Annotated in this window: 14 protein-coding genes; 9 read left to right on the plus strand and 5 right to left on the minus strand. The window is 69.8% G+C overall.

Annotated features, from left to right (window positions below):
• Positions 1–26: 26 nt before the first annotated feature.
• From AB0N66_RS22515 to rhaI, 3 genes are all read right to left on the minus strand, one after another.
• Positions 27–1,475 (minus strand): rhamnulokinase family protein, encoded by a 1,449-nt coding sequence (locus tag AB0N66_RS22515; RefSeq protein WP_365437896.1) that lies wholly within the window; start codon positions 1,473–1,475, stop codon positions 27–29.
• Positions 1,472–3,511 (minus strand): bifunctional aldolase/short-chain dehydrogenase, encoded by a 2,040-nt coding sequence (locus tag AB0N66_RS22520; RefSeq protein WP_365437898.1) that lies wholly within the window; start codon positions 3,509–3,511, stop codon positions 1,472–1,474. The genes AB0N66_RS22515 and AB0N66_RS22520 overlap by 4 nt, the downstream gene beginning before the upstream one ends.
• Before the next feature lie 147 nt (positions 3,512–3,658).
• Entirely contained in the window at positions 3,659–4,819 is a 1,161-nt protein-coding gene (rhaI, locus tag AB0N66_RS22525) for an L-rhamnose isomerase (RefSeq protein ID WP_365437901.1), read from the minus strand.
• A gap of 315 nt (positions 4,820–5,134) precedes the next feature.
• Between rhaI and AB0N66_RS22530 the strand changes: the two genes are divergently transcribed.
• From AB0N66_RS22530 to AB0N66_RS22560, 7 genes are all read left to right on the plus strand, one after another.
• Positions 5,135–6,652 (plus strand): sugar ABC transporter ATP-binding protein, encoded by a 1,518-nt coding sequence (locus tag AB0N66_RS22530; protein WP_365437904.1) that lies wholly within the window; start codon positions 5,135–5,137, stop codon positions 6,650–6,652.
• Positions 6,653–6,712: 60 nt separating this feature from the next.
• Entirely contained in the window at positions 6,713–7,759 is a 1,047-nt protein-coding gene (locus tag AB0N66_RS22535) for an ABC transporter permease (RefSeq protein WP_365437906.1), read from the plus strand.
• Complete coding sequence (locus AB0N66_RS22540) at positions 7,752–8,744, plus strand: ABC transporter permease (protein WP_365437909.1); 993 nt, start codon at positions 7,752–7,754, stop codon at positions 8,742–8,744. The genes AB0N66_RS22535 and AB0N66_RS22540 overlap by 8 nt, the downstream gene beginning before the upstream one ends.
• Before the next feature lie 124 nt (positions 8,745–8,868).
• On the plus strand, positions 8,869–9,951 hold the full coding sequence (rhaS, locus tag AB0N66_RS22545; RefSeq protein ID WP_365437912.1) for a rhamnose ABC transporter substrate-binding protein: 1,083 nt from the start codon (positions 8,869–8,871) through the stop codon (positions 9,949–9,951).
• A gap of 324 nt (positions 9,952–10,275) precedes the next feature.
• A complete protein-coding gene (locus AB0N66_RS22550; protein WP_365437915.1) occupies positions 10,276–11,301 on the plus strand; it encodes a LacI family DNA-binding transcriptional regulator in 1,026 nt (341 codons plus the stop codon).
• A gap of 133 nt (positions 11,302–11,434) precedes the next feature.
• On the plus strand, positions 11,435–12,736 hold the full coding sequence (locus AB0N66_RS22555; RefSeq protein WP_365437918.1) for an alpha/beta fold hydrolase: 1,302 nt from the start codon (positions 11,435–11,437) through the stop codon (positions 12,734–12,736).
• Between the two features lie 63 nt (positions 12,737–12,799).
• Positions 12,800–13,633, plus strand: coding sequence for an enoyl-CoA hydratase/isomerase family protein (locus tag AB0N66_RS22560; RefSeq protein WP_365437921.1), 834 nt, complete (start codon positions 12,800–12,802; stop codon positions 13,631–13,633).
• A gap of 148 nt (positions 13,634–13,781) precedes the next feature.
• Here AB0N66_RS22560 and AB0N66_RS22565 read toward each other — a convergent pair whose 3' ends face one another.
• A complete protein-coding gene (locus AB0N66_RS22565) occupies positions 13,782–14,660 on the minus strand; it encodes an SDR family oxidoreductase (protein WP_365437924.1) in 879 nt (292 codons plus the stop codon).
• Between the two features lie 318 nt (positions 14,661–14,978).
• On the opposite strand from AB0N66_RS22565, the gene AB0N66_RS22570 reads away from it, so the two are divergent.
• Complete coding sequence (locus AB0N66_RS22570; protein WP_365437927.1) at positions 14,979–15,824, plus strand: pentapeptide repeat-containing protein; 846 nt, start codon at positions 14,979–14,981, stop codon at positions 15,822–15,824.
• Here the strand turns inward: AB0N66_RS22570 and AB0N66_RS22575 are convergent.
• Complete coding sequence (locus tag AB0N66_RS22575) at positions 15,786–17,270, minus strand: cytochrome P450 (protein ID WP_365437930.1); 1,485 nt, start codon at positions 17,268–17,270, stop codon at positions 15,786–15,788. The two genes, AB0N66_RS22570 and AB0N66_RS22575, sit on opposite strands and share 39 nt — an antisense overlap.
• A gap of 108 nt (positions 17,271–17,378) precedes the next feature.
• Between AB0N66_RS22575 and AB0N66_RS22580 the strand changes: the two genes are divergently transcribed.
• Complete coding sequence (locus tag AB0N66_RS22580; RefSeq protein ID WP_365437932.1) at positions 17,379–17,987, plus strand: TetR/AcrR family transcriptional regulator; 609 nt, start codon at positions 17,379–17,381, stop codon at positions 17,985–17,987.
• Positions 17,988–18,138: the final 151 nt, after the last annotated feature.

The raw sequence follows: 18,138 nt of genomic DNA on the forward strand, positions 1-18,138 counted from the left end.
CGGGCGCGTGACACGGGAGCCCCCTCTCACGGGCCGGTCAGCAGCCGGTCCTCCGCGGCACGCCAGGCGCCCGCGTCGCCCCCGGGCTCGTATCGCCGAAAGGGTTGTGTACGAGCCAGAAGCTGCCGCATCGACGCACGGTCGCCGACGAGTCCGTGCGCGCGGGCCTGCACGAGAACGTTGCCCAGTGCCGCCGCCTCCGCCGGGCCCGCCACCACGGGCAGACCGCAGGCGTCGGCGGTCAGCCGGCACAGCAGGTCGTTGCGGGCGCCGCCGCCGACGATGTGCACGACGTCGACCGGGTGGTCGGCGAGGGACTGGGCCTCTGTGATCGCCCGACGGTGGGCCAGGGCCAGCGAGTCGAGGATGCAGCGGGTGACCTCGGCGGGGGACCGGGGCACCGGCTGGCCCGACTCCCGGCAGGCGTCGGCGATCCGGGACGGCATCCGCCCCGGGGCCAGGAACGCCGCGTCGCCCGCGTCGACGACGGAGCGCAGCGGCGCCACCTCGGCCGCCGCGGGCAGCAGATCGTCCAGCTCCGGATCCCCCCACTCCCGCAGGCACTCCTGAAGCAGCCACAGCCCCATGATGTTCCGCAGATAGCGGACCGTGCCGTCCAGGCCCAGCTCATTGGTGAAGTTGGCCGCCCGGCTCGCCTCGGTGAGCACGGGCCCGTCCAGCTCCAGGCCCACGAGGGACCAGGTCCCGGTGCAGATGTACGCGAAGCGTTCCCCGGTGGCGGGCACCGCGGCCACCGCCGAGGCGGTGTCGTGCGAACCGACCGTGGTCACCGGGACCGGGCCGGTCAGCCCGGTCTCCTCCAGGACGTGCGGCTGGAGCAGTCCCGCCGGGTCTCCGGGGCGGCGCAGCGGCGCGAACAGGCCGAGGTCGATGCCGAGCCGCGCCGCGAGGTCGTAGGACCAGTCGCGCGTGCGGGGGTCGATCAGCTGGGTGGTGGAGGCGTTGGTGAGTTCGGTGCCCGCCTTGCCGGTGAGCCAGTACGCCAGCAGGTCGGGGATGAGCAACAGGCGCCGCGCGGAGGCGAGTTGGGGGGAGGAGCGGGCCGCCGTCAACTGGTACAGGGTGTTGAAGGGCGCGTACTGGAGCCCGGTCGCCGCGTACAGGTCCGGAGCGGGCACCGACGCCCACACCTTCTCCGCTACGCCCTCGGTGCGCGGGTCGCGGTAGTGCACCGGGTTGCCGAGCAGAGCTCCGTCCGCGTCCAACAGGCCGTAGTCCACCGCCCAGCTGTCGATCCCCACGGAGTCGACCTGCCCTGCCGCCCGCAGACCGTCCAGGACCCCCGAGTACAGCGCGAGAATGTCCCAGCGCAGCCCTTCGGGAAGGCGGACCGGCCGGTTCGGGAAGCGGTGCGCCTCGGTGAGGTCCAGCGAGTCGGGGCCCACACGGCCGACCATGACGCGCCCGCTGGACGCGCCGAGGTCGACCGCGGCGAACGAGGCGGTCGTCGTCATCGCAGGAACGCGGCGGCGACGCCGGCGTCGACCGGGATGTGCAGCCCCGTCGTGTGCGTCAACTCCCCACCTGTCAGGGCGAACACGGCGTTCGCGACATGCTCGGGGAGCACCTCACGCTTCAGGATCGTCCGCTGCGCGTAGAACTCGCCGAGCTTCTCCTCCTCGATGCCGTACGTCGCCGCGCGCTGTGCGCCCCAGCCGGCCGCGAAGATCCCCGAGCCGCGCACCACACCGTCCGGGTTGACCCCGTTGACCCGGATCCCGTGCTCGCCCAACTCGGCTGCCAGTAGCCGTACTTGATGAGCCTGATCGGCCTTGGTCGCGGAGTACGCGATGTTGTCGGGACCGGCGAATACCGCGTTCTTGGAGGCGATGTAGACGATGTCGCCGCCCAGGCCCTGCCTGCTCATCACGCGGGCCGCCTCGCGCGAGACGAGGAAGGAGCCCCGGGCCATGATGTCGTGCTGGAGATCCCAGTCCTTGGCAGTGGTCTCCAGGAGCGGCTTGGAGATGGAGATACCGGCGTTGTTCACGACGAGATCGACGCCGCCGAAGGCGAGCACCGCCGACTTGAACGCCTCGGCGATCTGGTCCTCCGACGTCACGTCGACGGTGACGGCGACGGCCCTGTCGGGACCGCCCAGCTCCGCGGCGACGTCGGCCGCCCCCTGCGCGTTGAGATCCGCGACCACGACACAGGCGCCCTCGGCAGCCAGCCGACGGGCGATCGCCTTGCCGATCCCGCTCCCGGCGCCCGTCACCAGGGCCACCCGGGTGGCCAGCGGCTTGGGCCTCGGCATCCGCCGGAGCTTGGCCTCCTCCAGCGCCCAGTACTCGATGCGGAACTTCTCCGACTCCTCGATCGGCGCGTACGCCGACACGGCCTCCGCCCCGCGCATCACATTGATCGCGTTGACGTAGAACTCGCCGGCCACCCGTGCGGTCTGCTTGTCCTTGCCGAAGCTGAACATGCCGACACCGGGGATCAGGACGATCGCCGGGTCCGCGCCGCGCATGGCGGGGGAGTCGGCGTCGGCGTGCCGCGTGTAATAGGCGGCGTACTCCTCGCGGTACTCGGCGTGCAGCTCACCCAGGCGGGCGACCGCGTCCTCGACCGAAACGGTCGGCGGCAGGTCAAGCACCAGCGGCCTGACCTTCGTACGGAGAAAGTGGTCCGGGCAGGAGGTACCGAGGGCGGCGAGCCTCGGGTGCTCGGCGCGGGAGACGAAGTCCAGCACCTCCGCCGAGTCGTTGAAGTGGCCGACCTGCGGCTTGTCCCGCGAGGCGATCGCCCTGATGTACGGGGCCAGGACGGCGGCCCGCTCGCGGCGCTCCGACGCGTCGAGTGCGCCGTAACCGTCGAGCACCGGCCCGAACGGCTCCGCCTTCCCGCGCTCGGTGAGGAAGGCCTCGGCCGTCCGGATGATGTGCAGCGAGTTGCCCTCGCACTCCTTCGCCGTGGCACCCCACGCGGTGATGCCGTGGCCGCCCAGGACGCAGCCGATCGCCCCCGGATTGGCCTCCTTGACCGCCGCGATGTCCAGCCCGAGCTGGAAACCGGGCCGGCACCACGGCACCCACACCACGCTGTCCCCGAAGCACTCGGCGGTCAGCTTCTCCCCGTCCGCCGCGCACGCGAGCGCGATGCCCGAGTCGGGGTGCAGGTGGTCGACGTGCGGCGCGTCCACCAGAGCGTGCATCGCGGTGTCGATGGACGGAGCGGCGCCCCCCTTGCCGTGCAGGCAGTAGTCGAACGCGGCGACCATCTCGTCCTCGCGTTCCACCCCCGGATAGACGCCCTTAAGCGCATGCAACCGGTCCAGCCGCAACACAGCGAGCCCGCCCTCGGTCAGGGTCCCGAGATCACCCCCCGACCCCTTGACCCACATCAACTCGACATCACCACCGGTGACGGGATCGGTATCGGTGCCCTTCGCGGACGTGTTGCCGCCCGCGTAGTTGGTGTTACGGGCGTCAGCACCAAGCCGACGGGACCGGGCGAGCAGAGCAGCGGCTTCGGAATGGATAGCCATGATCAGTCCTTCACAAGAAAACCAACGTGCACGGAGACGCCCCTCCAGGGGCGCGGGGAACTGCGCGACCAGCCACAGACGGCCCGCAGCCTGCCACCGCCGGAACCCGGCAGACGCGACGCAGCACAGCGCAAGGCAGCACAGCGTCTACGCCCCCCAGCCGGCTTGTTGCCCACCCACGCGCTCCGCAGAGATCTTCGCTGCCCACCCGGACCGGTGGTACGCCGCCACGGGATCGGGGTCGAGCTCCAACTCCTCCCGCAAGGAGGCCAATAGCGGACGCACGTCCGAGTTGTACGCATCCATCAACACCGCGTTCGCCGCCAGTACATCCCCACCCCGCTGTGCTTCACCAAGCGCGGAACGGTCGACGAGAAGCGCCTTCGCCGTGGCCTCCTGGACGTTCATCACGGACCGGATGATCGCCGGGATCTTCGCCTCGATGTTGTGGCACTGGTCGAGCATGAAAGCGATGTCCGGTGTGAAGCCGCCGCCGCGGATCACCTCGTACATGATCCGGAACAGCTGGAAGGGGTCGGCGGCGCCCGCCATCAGGTCGTCGTCGGCGTAGAAGCGTGAGTTGAAGTCGAAGCCGCCGAGCTTCCCCTCACGCAGCAGCGTCGCGACGATGAACTCGATGTTGGTGCCGGGCGCGTGGTGCCCGGTGTCCACCACGACCTGCGCCTTGGCACCGAGCTTGAGGCAGTGGGCGTACGCCGTGCCCCAGTCCGGCACGTCCGTCGTGTAGAAGGCGGGCTCGAACAGCTTGTACTCCAGCAACAGCCGCTGGTCGTCGCCGATGCGCTCATACACCTTCGCCAGGCCCTCGGCGAGCCGGTCCTGACGCTCGCGGATGTCGTCCTGGCCCGGGTAGTTGGTGCCGTCGGCGAACCACAGCTTCAGGTCCTTCGAACCCGTCGCGTCCATGATGTCGACGCACTCCAACAGATGATCAAGAGCCTTGCGGCGCACCACCGCGTCCGGATGGCAGATGCTGCCGAGCCGGTAGTCGTCGTCCTGAAAGGTGTTGGAGTTGATCGTGCCCAGCTTCAGTCCACGCTCCTCCGCGTGCTTCGCCAACGCCGCGTAGTCCTCGACCTTGTCCCAGGGGATGTGCAGCGCGACGCTCGGGGCCGCCCCGGTGAACTCGTGCACCTTCGCCGCGTCGTCCAGCTTCTCGCGCGGATCGCGCGGTACGCCGGGCTGCGTGAACACCTTGAAACGCGTTCCCGAGTTCCCGTACGCCCATGACGGCGTCTCTACTGCCTGGGTCTTGAGAGCGGCTTTCACCGCGGCGAGCTCGGTCACTTCAGGGCTCCTGTGACATCTGGTCTTGAAGACGGTCTGGAACGCGTCCGGAAGGCATTTGAAGGGCGTCTCAAAGACGTCTGAAAGGTGTCTGGATGAAACGATTCAGAGAGCGAAACTATGAGGCTGCCAGGGGGCTGTCAACCCTTCTGGCGGGGGCTGTTTCTCGTAACTCTCTTGTGACCGCTGGATATCGAGATTTTCGAGGCGGACCCATTGACGTGACCTGGGCTACATGTCTAACGTCCCGGCAACCTAGTTGAAACCTTTCACGACGTCGTGAGGCTTCTCGGCCCGCGTCGTTGAGGAGCCCCCATGACCCACCGGTCCGACGCGGGCCCGGCCCCCGTCCTGGCGCTTGAGGACATCTCCAAGTCCTTCGGCGCCGTACGTGCCTTGCGCGACGTTTCCCTGGAACTGTTCCCCGGCGAAGTGCACGCACTCGCCGGCGAGAACGGCGCGGGCAAGTCGACCCTCATCAAGACGCTCGCCGGCGTGCACCGACCGGACGCCGGCTGGGTGCTGCTCGACGGCGAGCCCACCGTCTTCCACGGTCCCGCCGACGCCCGGGACGCGGGCATCGCGGTGATCTACCAGGAGCCCACGCTCTTCCCCGACCTCTCGATCGCCGAGAACATCTTCATGGGCCGCCGACCTCGGCGCTCCCTCGGCCGCATCGACCACAAGGCCACGCGCACCGCGACCCTGGCCCTGATGAAGCGCCTGGGCGTCGAACTCGACCCCGACCGCCCGGCGCGCGGCCTGTCCATCGCCGACCAGCAGATCGTCGAGATCGCCAAGGCCCTCTCCTTCGACGCCCGCGTCCTGATCATGGACGAGCCGACCGCGGCCCTCACCGGCAGCGAGGTGGCGCGTCTGTTCGGCGTCGTCCGCACCCTGCGCGAGCAGGGTGCGGCCGTGCTGTTCATCTCGCACCGGCTGGAGGAGATCTTCCGGATATGCCGGCGGGTGACCATCCTGAGGGACGGCGCCCTGATCTCCAGCGAACCGCTGGAGGGCATGACCGAGGACGATCTCGTACGCCGGATGGTCGGCCGTGACCTCGACGAGCTCTATCCCAAGCAGGACGTCGAAGCGGGCGAAGTGGCCTTGAGCGTACGGCGGCTCACCCGCGAGGGCGTCTTCAGCGATGTCTCCTTCGATGTCCGGCGCGGTGAGATCGTCGGTCTCGCCGGGCTCGTCGGCGCCGGTCGCACCGAAGTAGCCCGGGCGGTGTTCGGCGTCGACCGGTGGGACGGCGGTGAGGTGGCCGTCGACGGTAAGCCGCTGACGAACGGCGCGCCCTCTCTGGCCGTGGCCGCGGGGCTGGCCCTCGTACCCGAGGACCGGCGCGCCCAGGGCCTGGTGATGGACATGTCCATCGAGCGCAATATCGGCCTGACCGGGCTGCGTACGACCGTGAAGGCCGGACTGGTGGACCGGGGCGCCGAGCGAAGCCGCTCGCTCGACTGGGCGGTCAAGCTCCAGGTGAAGTACGCGCGGATCGCCGACGCCGTGTCCACGCTCTCCGGCGGCAACCAGCAGAAGGTCGTTCTCGCCAAGTGGCTGGCCACCGGACCCAAGGTGCTGATCGTCGACGAGCCGACCCGTGGCATCGACGTCGGTACGAAGGCCGAGGTGCACCGGCTGCTCAGCGAGCTGGCCGGCGACGGGGTGGCCGTCCTGATGATCTCCTCCGACCTGCCCGAGATCCTCGGCATGGCCGACCGTGTCCTCGTGATGCACGAGGGGCGGCTCACCGCCGAGATCCCGCGCTCCGAAGCCACCGAGGAATCAGTGATGGCCGCAGCCACCGGGAGGGCCGCCGCATGACGACGACCATGACGGGGAGGGCCGCTGTATGAAGGCGACCGTCACAGGGAGGGCCGACGCGTGACCGTGACCGCGCCCAACCCGAATCCGGCGCCCGCCGCCGAGGTGCCCAAGTCGAGCGGCACCCGGCTGGTGGACCGTGTCTTCAAGATGCGGGAACTCGCCATCCTGGCCGTCTTCCTGGTGATGATCGTGATCACCCAGCTGGGCAACAGCGAGTTCCTCTCCGAGCAGGGCATCAAGGACCTGCTGCTGAACGCGACCATCCTGGTGCTCGTCGCCACCGGTCAGTCGCTGGTCGTGATCACCCGGAACGTCGACCTGTCGGTCGGCTCGACGCTCGGCATCAGTGCCTTCGCGGCCGGCAACTATCTCCAGGGCGGCGGAAACCCCGTCGTCGCGCTCGCCCTCGCGATCCTGCTCGGCGTCGGCTGCGGACTGGTGAACGGGCTGCTGGTCAGCCTCGGTCAGGTGCCCGCGCTCGTCGTCACCCTCGGCACGCTCTACATCATCCGCGGCATCGACTCCATCTGGGTCGGCTCCCGCCAGATCACCGCGGCCAACCTCCCCGACTCCTTCATCGACTTCGGCTCCGACGGCATCTCGGCGGTGCCCTGGCTCGCGCTGATCGCGGTGGCGGTCGTGGTGGTCACCGCGTACTACCTCAAGCACTTCGGCAGCGGACGCGAGCTGTACGCGCTCGGCTCCAACCCGGAGGCCGCGCGGCTCGCCGGCATCCCTGTCCGCAAGCGGATCCTGACCGCGTACGTCGTCTGCGGCGGCCTCGCCGGGCTCGCGGGCGCCCTGTATCTCGCCCGGTTCGGCAACGTGGACTCCGGTACGGGCAACGGCTATGAACTCACCGTCGTCAGCGCGGTCGTGGTCGGCGGTGTCGTCTTCACCGGCGGCTCCGGCAGCGTCTACGGGGCCGCGCTCGGCGCACTGCTCCTCACCTCGATCAACAGTGTGCTGCCCGCGCTCGGGGTCAGCTCCGTCTGGGTGCTCGCCATCAACGGCATCCTGCTCATCCTCGCCATCGCGGTCGACCGGATCGTCGCCCTGCGGGTGGCGACCGCCCTGAAGAAGAGGAACGCCCGCCATGGCTGACTCCGCTCTCACGCGCGCCGTCCGCCGGCCCGCCTTGAAAAGGTGGGATTCAGCCGTCGGCGTGCTCCTCCTCGTCGTCCTGCTGTTCTCCTTCGGGTTCGTCGACGGCTTCGGCAACGCGCTCAACCTGTCGTTCCTGATCGGCAACACGCTGCCCATCGCGCTGATCGCGCTGCCGATGACCCTGCTGGTCGTGGCGGGAGAGATCGACCTCTCGGTCGCGTCCACGGCCGGGCTGTCCGGCGCGGTGATGGGCGCGCTGTGGAACCAGGGCATGACCATCGAGACGATCATCCCGCTGTGCCTGCTGCTGGGCGTGGTGTGCGGGCTGATCAACGGTCTGCTGGTGACGCGGCTCGGGCTGCCGTCCCTCGCTGTCACCATCGGTACGCTCGCCGCCTACCGGGGCATCGCGCAGATCGTGCTCGGCTCGGACGCGGTGACCGACTTCCCCACCCAGTACCTGGACTTCGCGGCCGGACGCATCGGCGACACCTTCATCCCGTACGCGTTCCTGCCCTTCCTGGTGCTGCTCGTGATCGCCGTGGTCGTGCTGCACGCCACCCCGTTCGGGCGGTCCGCCTTCGCGGTCGGCGCGAACGAGGAGGCCGCCCGGTTCGCGGGCATCCGCGTCAAGCGGCAGAAGCTGCTCCTGTTCGTCGCCACCGGCTTCATGGCCTCGCTCACCGGCATCTTCTGGGCGCTGCACTACGCCAGCGCCCGCTACGACAACGCCACCGGACTCGAACTGTCCGTCGTCGCCGCCGTGTTGCTCGGCGGCATCGATTTCGACGGCGGCAAGGGCACGCTCGGTGGCGCCATCGCCGGGGTGTTTCTGCTCGGGGCTCTGCAGAACGTGATGAGCCTGCAGGATGTCTCGGCCCAGTCGCAGATCGTCGTCACCGGCGTCCTGCTCGTCCTGTCCGTGCTCGGTCCGCGGGTCGCACGGCAGATCTCAGTCGCTCGGGCGCAAAGGCTGACATAGATGGGCTGTTCGAAAGCTGCCGGTCCGTTGTGGCTGGTCGCGCCCACGCGGCGGAGCCGCAAATGGACACCGTCCCGCGCCCCTTCAGGGCGCGTCCGCTCACCTTCGTTCAAAGGACCCCGCCATGCGCAAGTCATCCCTCCGCCGCACCTGTGTGGCCCTCGCCGCCGTCACCTCGCTCGCCCTGGCCGCCACGGCCTGCGGCGGGACCACCAAGAAGGACGTCAGCAACGAGACAGGCTCGGCCGCCGCGGCCGGCACCGCCGACCCGAACGCGGCCACCAAGAAGGGCCTCACCGTCGGCTTCCTGCCCAAGGCGGTCAACAACCCGTACTTCACCTCTGCCGACAAGGGCGGCGAGGCGGCCCTCAAGGAACTGGGCTCCAGCTACAAGGAGGTCGGCCCGAGCAGCGCCACCGACACCAGCGGCCAGGTGAGTTACGTCAACACGCTCACCCAGCAGCAGGTCGACGCCATGGCCGTCTCCGCGCAGGACCCGGGCGCTCTGTGCACCGCGCTCAAGCAGGCCATGAAGAACGGCATCAAGGTCATCACGTACGACTCCGACACCAAGCCCGACTGCCGCAACGCCTTCGTGTCGCAGGCCAGCGCCGAGGACCTGGGCCGTACCGAGGTGCAGCTGCTCGCCGAACAGATCGGCTACAAGGGCGAGATCGCGATCCTGTCCGCCGCGCAGACCGCGACGAACCAGAACACCTGGATCGACTTCATGAAGGACGAGCTGAAGGACCCCAAGTACAAGGACATCAAGCTGGTGAAGGTCGCGTACGGCAACGACGACGCCCAGCAGTCCTTCCAGCAGACCCAGGGCCTGCTCCAGGAGTACCCGAAGCTGGCCGGGATCATCTCCCCGACCACCGTCGGCATCAAGGCCGCCGCCCAGTACCTGTCCGGCTCCAAGTACAAGGGCAAGGTCAAGCTGACCGGCCTCGGCACCCCCAACGACATGCGCAAGTACGTCAAGAACGGCACCGTCGAGGCCTTCGAGCTGTGGAACCCGGCGACGCTCGGCGAGCTGGCCGCGCGGACCGCCGTGGCCATGTCCTCGGGACAGATAACCGGCAAGGAGGGCGAGACCTTCAAGGCCGGTGCCATGGGCGAGTTCACCATCGGCAAGGACGGTGTGATCAACCTGGGCAAGCCGACGGTCTTCGACGCCAAGAACATCGACCAGTTCGACTTCTAGAACTTTCAGGACCCTCCAAGACTTCCAGGACCCTCCAGGACGTCTTGTGCGCCTTTTGTTCGCCTTCCAGGCCATGAGGCGACGCACGTTGTCGGCGACCGCTCTGGTGGGCTCGGGGGGCGAGCCCAGGCCTGGCAGCCGGTACGGCGCACGCGGCCGACCCAGGCCTGTCCGTCACCCTGACCGGGAAGTCCAGTGGCAGGGCGCCCTCACCGCTGCGTGTCGTCGATTTCCGGCTGCCCGCGTGACCACTGCTTTCGGCGGACCCGCGGGTAATGTGATGATCCGCGTGCCGTTTCCCGTGCCCCTGGAGGTCCCTGCCTGATGGCCCATTCGGTGGGTATCAAGGACGTCGCCCGCGCCGCCGGAGTCTCGGTCGGCACGGTCTCGAACGTCATCAACCGCCCGGACTCGGTCGCCACCGAGACCCGTGCCCGCGTGCTGTCCGCGATCGACCGGCTCGGCTACGTCCGCAGCGAGTCCGCGCGCCAGCTGCGGGCCGGGCGCAGCCGGATCATGGGCCTGCTCGTCCTCGACATGGGCAACCCGTTCTTCGTGGACGTCGCGCGCGGCGCCGAGCGCGCCGCGCGGGACACCGGGCTCGGCGTGATGGTCTGCAACAGTGCCCAGAGCGCGAGCGAGGAGGCCGAGTACCTCTCCCTCTTCGCCGAGCAGCGGGTGCGCGGTGTGCTGCTCACGCCGACGGACGCGAGCGGGCGCAACATCGAGGCCTTCCGCCGCAACGGCATCCCGTTCGTGCTCGTCGACCGGGTGGCTGACGGCACCACCGAGTGCTCGGTCTCGGTCGACGACGTGGCGGGCGGCGCGCTGGCCGTACGTCATCTCATCGACGCAGGTCACCGCTCCATCGCGTACGTCAGCGGGCCCCCAGGCCTCAACCAGGTCAGGGACCGCAGGACGGGCGCCCTGAACGCCCTGACCGAGGCGGGGCTCGGCCCTGAGCGCATGCGCGAGCTGCCCACCGAGCGGCTCGACGTAGCCGCCGGGCGCGATGCCGGCGCCCGGCTCCTGGGCCTTGCCGACCGCCCGACCGCCGTCTTCTGTGCCAACGACCTGCTCGCGCTCGGCGTGCTGCAGGCCATGTACGCGGCCGGGGTCGGCGTCCCCGACGACCTCGCGATCGTCGGCTACGACGACATCGAGTTCGCCGCCGCCGCGGCCGTCCCGCTCACCTCTGTACGCCAGCCCGCCGTGACCATGGGAGCCCTCGCCGCCGAGCTGCTCCTGGAGGAGACCGAGGCGGAGACCGCGCCCACGCCGCACGAGCACCGGCGCGTGGTGCTCCAGCCGGAGCTGGTGGTGCGCCGTTCCAGCCTGTCGGCGCGCTGAGTGACCGTTCAGTTGCGGCCACTTTCGCGCTGAGCCGCTGTTCAGTAGGATTTCTTGATCCCGGGCTCGGCAGCCCGCGGATCATGTGCTCAACTGGGGCGCAGCCTGGAAACCGTTCGTCTCGGGAGCCCTGTTGACCGTCAGCTACCGCCAGCCCGGTGTCGTTCTCACCGACCGACACTTCACCGTGCCTCTCGACCACGCCGATCCGGCGGGGGAGAGTATCGAGGTGTTCGCCCGCGAGGTGGTCGCGAGCGAGAAGGCACACCAGGACCTGCCGTGGCTGGTCTATCTCCAGGGTGGTCCCGGTTTCGGGGCGAATCGTTTCGTCGGCAAGCAGGCCTGGCTCGGCCGAGCCCTGAAGGACTTCCGGGTACTGCTCCTCGACCAACGCGGCACCGGCCACTCCACCCCCGCCAACCGGCAGACCCTGCCCCTGCGCGGTGGCCCGAGCGAACAGGCCGACTACCTCGAGCACTTCCGCGCCGACTCCATCGTCCGAGACTGCGAGATCATCCGCCGCCTGCTCACCGGCGGTGCCCCCTGGACCGTACTCGGCCAGAGCTTCGGCGGCTTCTGCGCGGTGCACTACCTGTCCACCGCGCCCGAGGGCCTGAGCGCCGCCCTGATCACCGGCGGGCTGCCGACCCTGGACGGCCACGCGGACGACGTCTACCGGGCCGCGTATCCGCGTATCGAGCGCAAGGTCGTCGCGCACTACGCGCGTTACCCACAGGACGTCGAGCGGGCCCGCCGGATCGCGGAGTACCTCCTCCAGCACGAGCCGGTCCTGCCCGGCGGCTTCCACCTGACCGCCGAGGCCTTCCAGTCGCTCGGCATCCTCCTCGGTGGCGGCGAGGGCAGCCACCGCCTCCACTACCTCCTGGAGCAGGCCTTCGTCCGCACCCCACAGGGCCCGGCTCTCTCCGACGCCTTCCAGGAGGAGGTGCTGGGGCTGCTGTCGTACGCGGGCCACCCGCTGTACGCCCTCGTCCACGAGGCCTGCTACGCCCAGGGCGACCGCCCCACCGACTGGTCCGCGGAGCGGGTGCGCGCCGAGTTCCCGCAGTTCGACGCGGCCAAGGCACTCGCGGACGACCGGCCGGTGCTGTTCACCGGTGAGTCCGTGCACCCTTGGACCTTCGACACCGACCCGGCGCTGCGCCCGCTGCGCGAAACCGCCGAGGAACTGGCTGCCCGCACCGACTGGCCGGTGCTGTACGACCCCGCCAGGCTCGCCGCCAACGAGGTGCCGGTCGCCGCTGCGGTCTACCACGACGACATGTACGTCGACACCGGGCACGCCCTGCGTACGGCGCGCGCCATCCGGGGGCTGCGTACCTGGGTGACCGACGAGTTCGAGCACGACGGCGTACGGGCGGGTGGACCGCGTGTCCTGGACCGGCTGCTGGCACTCACGCGCGACGAGGTCTGAGGTCCTGAAGTCCTGAAGCCCCCTAGGATTCTGACGGGCCGTCAGAATCCAGAGGGGGCACGGATGATCGACACCACGCGTACGGACATCCCGGAGGGTGAGGAGCGGCTGCGCCTCGACGTCGAGGACGGCATCGGCGTCCTCACCCTCTGCCGCCCGGCGAAACTCAACGCCTGGAGCTGGGAGTCCACGCGCCAACTAGGCCTGTTCGCCGACCGCATCCGGTTCGACGAGTCGATCCGGGTGGTCCTGTTGCGGGCCGAGGGCCGGGCTTTTTGCGCGGGGATCGACGTCACGGCGCCGGGCGGTGCGATCATCGGCCGCTCCGGCTCCGAGCGTGCCCGCAACTACTACGAGGGCCTGCGCTGGGCACACGAGCGGTTCGCCGCCTTCGCGCATCTGCCGCAGCCGGTCGTCGCGGCGGTACAGGGCTACTGCCTGGGCTTCGGATTCGAGCTCGCGCTGATGGCGGACATCAGGATCGCGGCCGGTGACGCCGTGTTCGCGCTTCCGGAGGCCCAGCTCGGGGTCGCGGTGGACGCGGGTGGTGATCTGCGGATCGCACGCGAGGCGGGCGCCGGCTGGGCGAAGTTTTTCGCGCTGACCGGGCGGCGGCTGGACGCGGCCACGGCGGAGCGCCTGCATCTGCTCCAACTGGTTGTCGAACAAGCCGAGTTGGACAAGTCGGCCCGTGGCGTCGCCGCCGAGATCGCGGCGAACGGCCCCCTCGCCGTGCAGGGGATCAAGCGTGACATCGACGCCTACGCGGACGCCGGTCTCGCCGCCGCGCTCGATCGCACCGCCATGTCGGCGGCGCTCACCCTGACGTCCGAGGACTCGCGCGAGGGATACGCGGCCAAGGGCGCCCGCCGCGTACCGCGCTTCGAAGGGAAGTGACCGACATGTTCTGATCAGTTCTGGTCGACATGCCGGAGGTATGGGGGACTGATGAACGACAAGGAACTGCTCGCGGGCCGATTCGAGGAGAACCGCGGCCACTTGAGGGCTGTGGTTTCCGGATGCTCGGCTCGCGCCGCCGGGACGGTCAGCCGGTGAAGGGGCCCCGCCCCAGCTGCTCCCTCACCGGCACCACCGGCGGGCTGACGATCCCCCTGCGCTGCCAGTTCGCGCCATCCACCACCAGGGTGTGGCCGGTGATGAAACGGGCGTAGGGGGAGGCCAGGAAGGTGGCGGCCCAGCCGAGTTCGCGTGGGGCGCCCACCCGGAGCGCGGGCTGACGCATGTCGTGTCCCTCAGCCCGGTCCAGGTTGCCGCGGATGTCGGCGGTCATGTCCTCGTGCGGCATCAGCCCGGGCACCAGCCCGTTGATCTGGATGCCGTACGGCCCCCACTCCACGGCCAGCGTCTCCACCAGGTTGCGTACGCCGGCCTTGGCCGCCGCGCTGTGCGCGAAGCCTGGGCCGCCCGTCCAGGCGTACGACGCGCCGACGTTGATGATCGAGCCGGGTGTGCCGGCGGCCAGATGACGCCTGCCGAACTCACGGGTCATCAGAAACGTTCCGGTGAGCGTGATGTCGACGACCGCACGCCAGGCGTTCGGGGACATCTCCTCCGCGGGTACGGGGAAGTTGGCGGCGGCGTTGTTGACCAGTACGTCCGGCAGGCCGCAGGCGTCGAAGACCGCGGCGATGCGGTCCGGGTCCCGTATGTCGCACACGGTCGTGGTCACCCGCGTGCCCGAGGCCGCCAACTCCTTCTGCGCGGAACGCAGATGCTCTTCGTCGCGGCTGGCGATCACCAGGTCGGCGCCGAGCCGGGCGAACTCCGTCGCGATCGCCTTGCCGAGTCCGGTGCCGCCGCCTGTGACCAGGACGAGGGAGCCTTCGTACGTCCCGGGCGGCAGCGCGCTCGCGCCCTGCGGAGGAGGGGCGGGCAGCCCGCGGGGGGCTGGTGTGTTGTCCATGGCTGCCTGGATACCTGGTGTGCCTCCAAATCTCCAGAAGCAGGGCGGGGCGGGGTCGTGGTGGTGCAGGTGAGGTGTTTTCGCCCCCTCCGCCCCGACCCGACCCTTGCCCCTGGGGCTCCGCCCCCTGGACCCCCGCTCCTCAAGCGCCGGAGGGGCTGACCCTCCCCCAGGGGATTCTTCAGCCCGTCCGGCGTTTGAGGACGAGGCCGTTCAGGCCGACAGCGGGGGTCTGGGGGTGCAGCTCCCAGGAACAAGGGACGGGTAGGGGCGGAGGGGGCGAAAACCGCATAGCCCCAGTTCAGTACGCTGGGCACCATGCAAGAGGACAGCGGACCAGCCGAAGACCGGCGCCTCGACCTCGAGGCCGACTGCGGCGCATGCTTCGGGCTCTGCTGCGTCGCGCTCCCCTTCACCCGCTCGGCCGACTTCGCGATCGACAAGCCCGCCGGGAAGCCGTGCCCGAACCTGCGGACCGACTCCCGGTGCGGCATCCACACGGAACTGCGGCAGAAGGGCTTCACCGGCTGCACGGTGTACGACTGCTTCGGCGCCGGCCAGAAGGTCTCGCAGCTCACCTTCGGCGGCCGGGACTGGCGCGAGGGGACTCGCGAGCAGGCCCAGCAGATGTTCGACGTCTTCCCGGTCGTGCGCCAACTTCACGAACTGCTCTGGTATCTGCAAGAGGCCCTGACACTTCCCGCCGCCCAACCCCTCCACGCCGACCTCCGCGACGCGCTCGACAGGACCGAGCACCTCACGCACCGGACCCCGGAAGAACTGGGTGAGCTGGATGTGGGCGCACACCGGCAGGAGGTCAACGTGCTGTTGCTGCGGACCAGTGAACTCATGCGCGCGGGAGTCGGCCGGGGGAGCAAGAAGGACCGCCGGGGCGCCGATCTGATGGGCGCCCGGCTCAAGGGCGCCGACCTGCGGGGTGCCGGACTGCGCGGCGCCTACCTCATCGCCGCCGATCTCACAGGCGCCGACCTGCGAGGCGCTGACCTGATCGGCGCCGACCTGCGTGACACCGACCTCACGGACGCCGACCTGACCGGCGCCTTCTTCCTGACCCAGCCGCAGCTGAACGCCGCCAGGGGCAGCGCAGGGACGAAACTGCCGGAGTCACTCACCCGCCCGGGCCACTGGACGGCCGAGCGCTGAGTCCGGTACGGGCGCACGGCCTTCGAGGTGCAGCCGCAGCCCCGCCGGCATGAGCGTCAGTCGTTCGGCCACGCGGAGCCGGTAGCCGGGGTCGGGTCGCAGCTCATAGCGGCGCAGCAGCAGCCCCAGGACCAGCGTCGCCTCGTGCAGCGCGAACTGCCGGCCGATGCAGGCCCGCGCCCCGGTGCCGAACGGCTTGAAGGTGTGCGCGGGCCGCGACCGTACCGCCTTGGCGTCGAAGCGCTCCGGGTCGAACTCCTCGGCGTCCGCGCCCCAGACGTCCGGATCCCGGTGCAGCAGCGCCGTCAGGACCAGCGCCCACGCTCCCTGCCGCATCGGATGGACGCCGCCGAGGACCGTGTCCAGGCGGGCCTCGCGCGCGAAGGCGGGTGCGGTGGGCCAGAGCCGTAGGGACTCGTCGAGAACGCGGCGTACGTACCGGAGTCTGGCGACCTGGTCGTAGCCGGGCCGGGCCGTGTCACCCCACACGCGGTCCACCTCGGCCCGGGCGCGGGCGGCGATGTCCGGGTGCCGGGAGAGGTAGTGCAGGGCGAAGGAGAGGGCGCCCGAAGTCGTTTCGTGGCCCGCTACCAGGAAGGTGATGACCTGACGGCGGATGTTCTCCGGCGCCAGGCGTTCCCCGGTCTCGGGGTGGACGGTCTCCAGCATGCGGTCGAGCAGATCCCCTTCTCCGCTTGAGGACTGACGGTCCGTCACCACGGCGTCGACCGTGCGGTTGAGATACGCGATGTCGGCCTCGTTGCGACGTGAGGGGCCGCGGAGCAGCAGCGGGGCCAGGGGTGCGGGGACGGAATTGAGGCGCTGGGCGTAGCTCAGTGTGCCCACCATCGCGTTCACGAAGGGATGCGGCCGGGAGCGCTCGAAGGAACCGAAGTCGTGGCCGAAACCGGTCCGCGCGATCGTCTCCAGCGTCAGCTTCGTCATGTCGCCGGGCACGTCGACCGCGTTCCCCGCCGCCCGCTCCCGGTCCCAGCGGTCCATCAGGCGCTCGGTCACCGCGAGCATCATCGGGTGGTAGCCCTCCATGGCCTCACGGCTGAAGCCCGGAGCCAGGACGTCGTGCGCCAACTGCCAGTTCGGCTCGTGGTTGTACGCCGTGAACAGTCCGTCCCCGGCGACCGGGCGGAGGTTGGCGACCCCGAGGCCCACATGCTTGGTGAACCGCGACTCGTCGGCCAGCTCGGCCGCGAGGTCCGCGCCCCAGACGAACACGATCTCCTTGCCGAAGCCCTTGCGCCGGAAGATCGGCCCGAGCCGCCGCCCTAGCCGCAGCGAATCCTGAATGGGCGTACGGACGTTGGCGCCGATCGCGTCGCCGATCAGCGGGACCCGGCGCGGCGGATGCGGAATGCGGTGCAGCTCCGGCCAGCCCAGCTCGGCACTGCGGAACCCCTTGGGCAGCGTGGCCGCTGTCGTCTCCGCCATGACGCCATCTCCCTTGTCCCTGCGGCAGATTGAGTCTGTTGTACGCCGGTTCAATAGCGGAATTCAGTGTGATCCCGTTATTGAACCGACGTCAAGTAAAGTGCGGGCATGTCCGGGAACCAGCGGGAGCGGGTACGCCGTCGCCTCAGCACCGAAGAACGCCGGGAGCAGCTTCTCTCGGTGGGGGCGCGCCTGTTCTCGGAGAGCCCGTACGACGAGGTGTGGATCGAGCAGGTCGCCGAGATCGCCGGAGTCTCCCGCGGACTGCTGTACCACTACTTCCCGACCAAGCGGGACTTCTTCGCGGCCGTCGTCGAGCGCGAGAGCAAGCGGATGCTGCGCATGACGGCGGCGGTGCCCGGGATTCCTGTGCGCGAGCAGCTCGGCGCCGGCCTCGACACCTTCCTCGGCTATGTCGAGCAGCACGCGCACGGTTTCCGTGCCTTCCACCGTGCCGACGCGGCCGGCGACCAGGCCGTACGGAAGGTGTACCAGCAGGCGCTGGCCGCGCAGGAGCGGCAGATCCTGGCGGCGCTCGCCGCGGATCCGGAGATCGGCCGTACGCCCGAGGGGGAGCCTGAGCTGCGGATCGCCGTGCGCGGCTGGCTGGCCTTCACCACGGCCGTCTGCCTGGAGTGGCTGCGGGGCTCGGAGTTGAGCCGGGAACAGGTGCGCGATCTGTGTGCACGGGCGCTGCTGGGTGCGATTGCTCCCTGAGGCCCTGTCCCTGGGGTCCTTGAGGCCCGGTCGCTGAGGTCGCTGAGACCCGGTCCGGTCGCCGCTCGTCAAAAGCGCTCTCAAACGATGGCGAGTGTGGTTGGCGTACACCCGGATCTTCGATAGGTTAGGCAAGCCTTACCTAAGGAGG

The sequence above is a fragment of the Streptomyces sp. NPDC093544 genome, assembly GCF_040683495.1.
Lineage (GTDB): Bacteria > Actinomycetota > Actinomycetes > Streptomycetales > Streptomycetaceae > Streptomyces.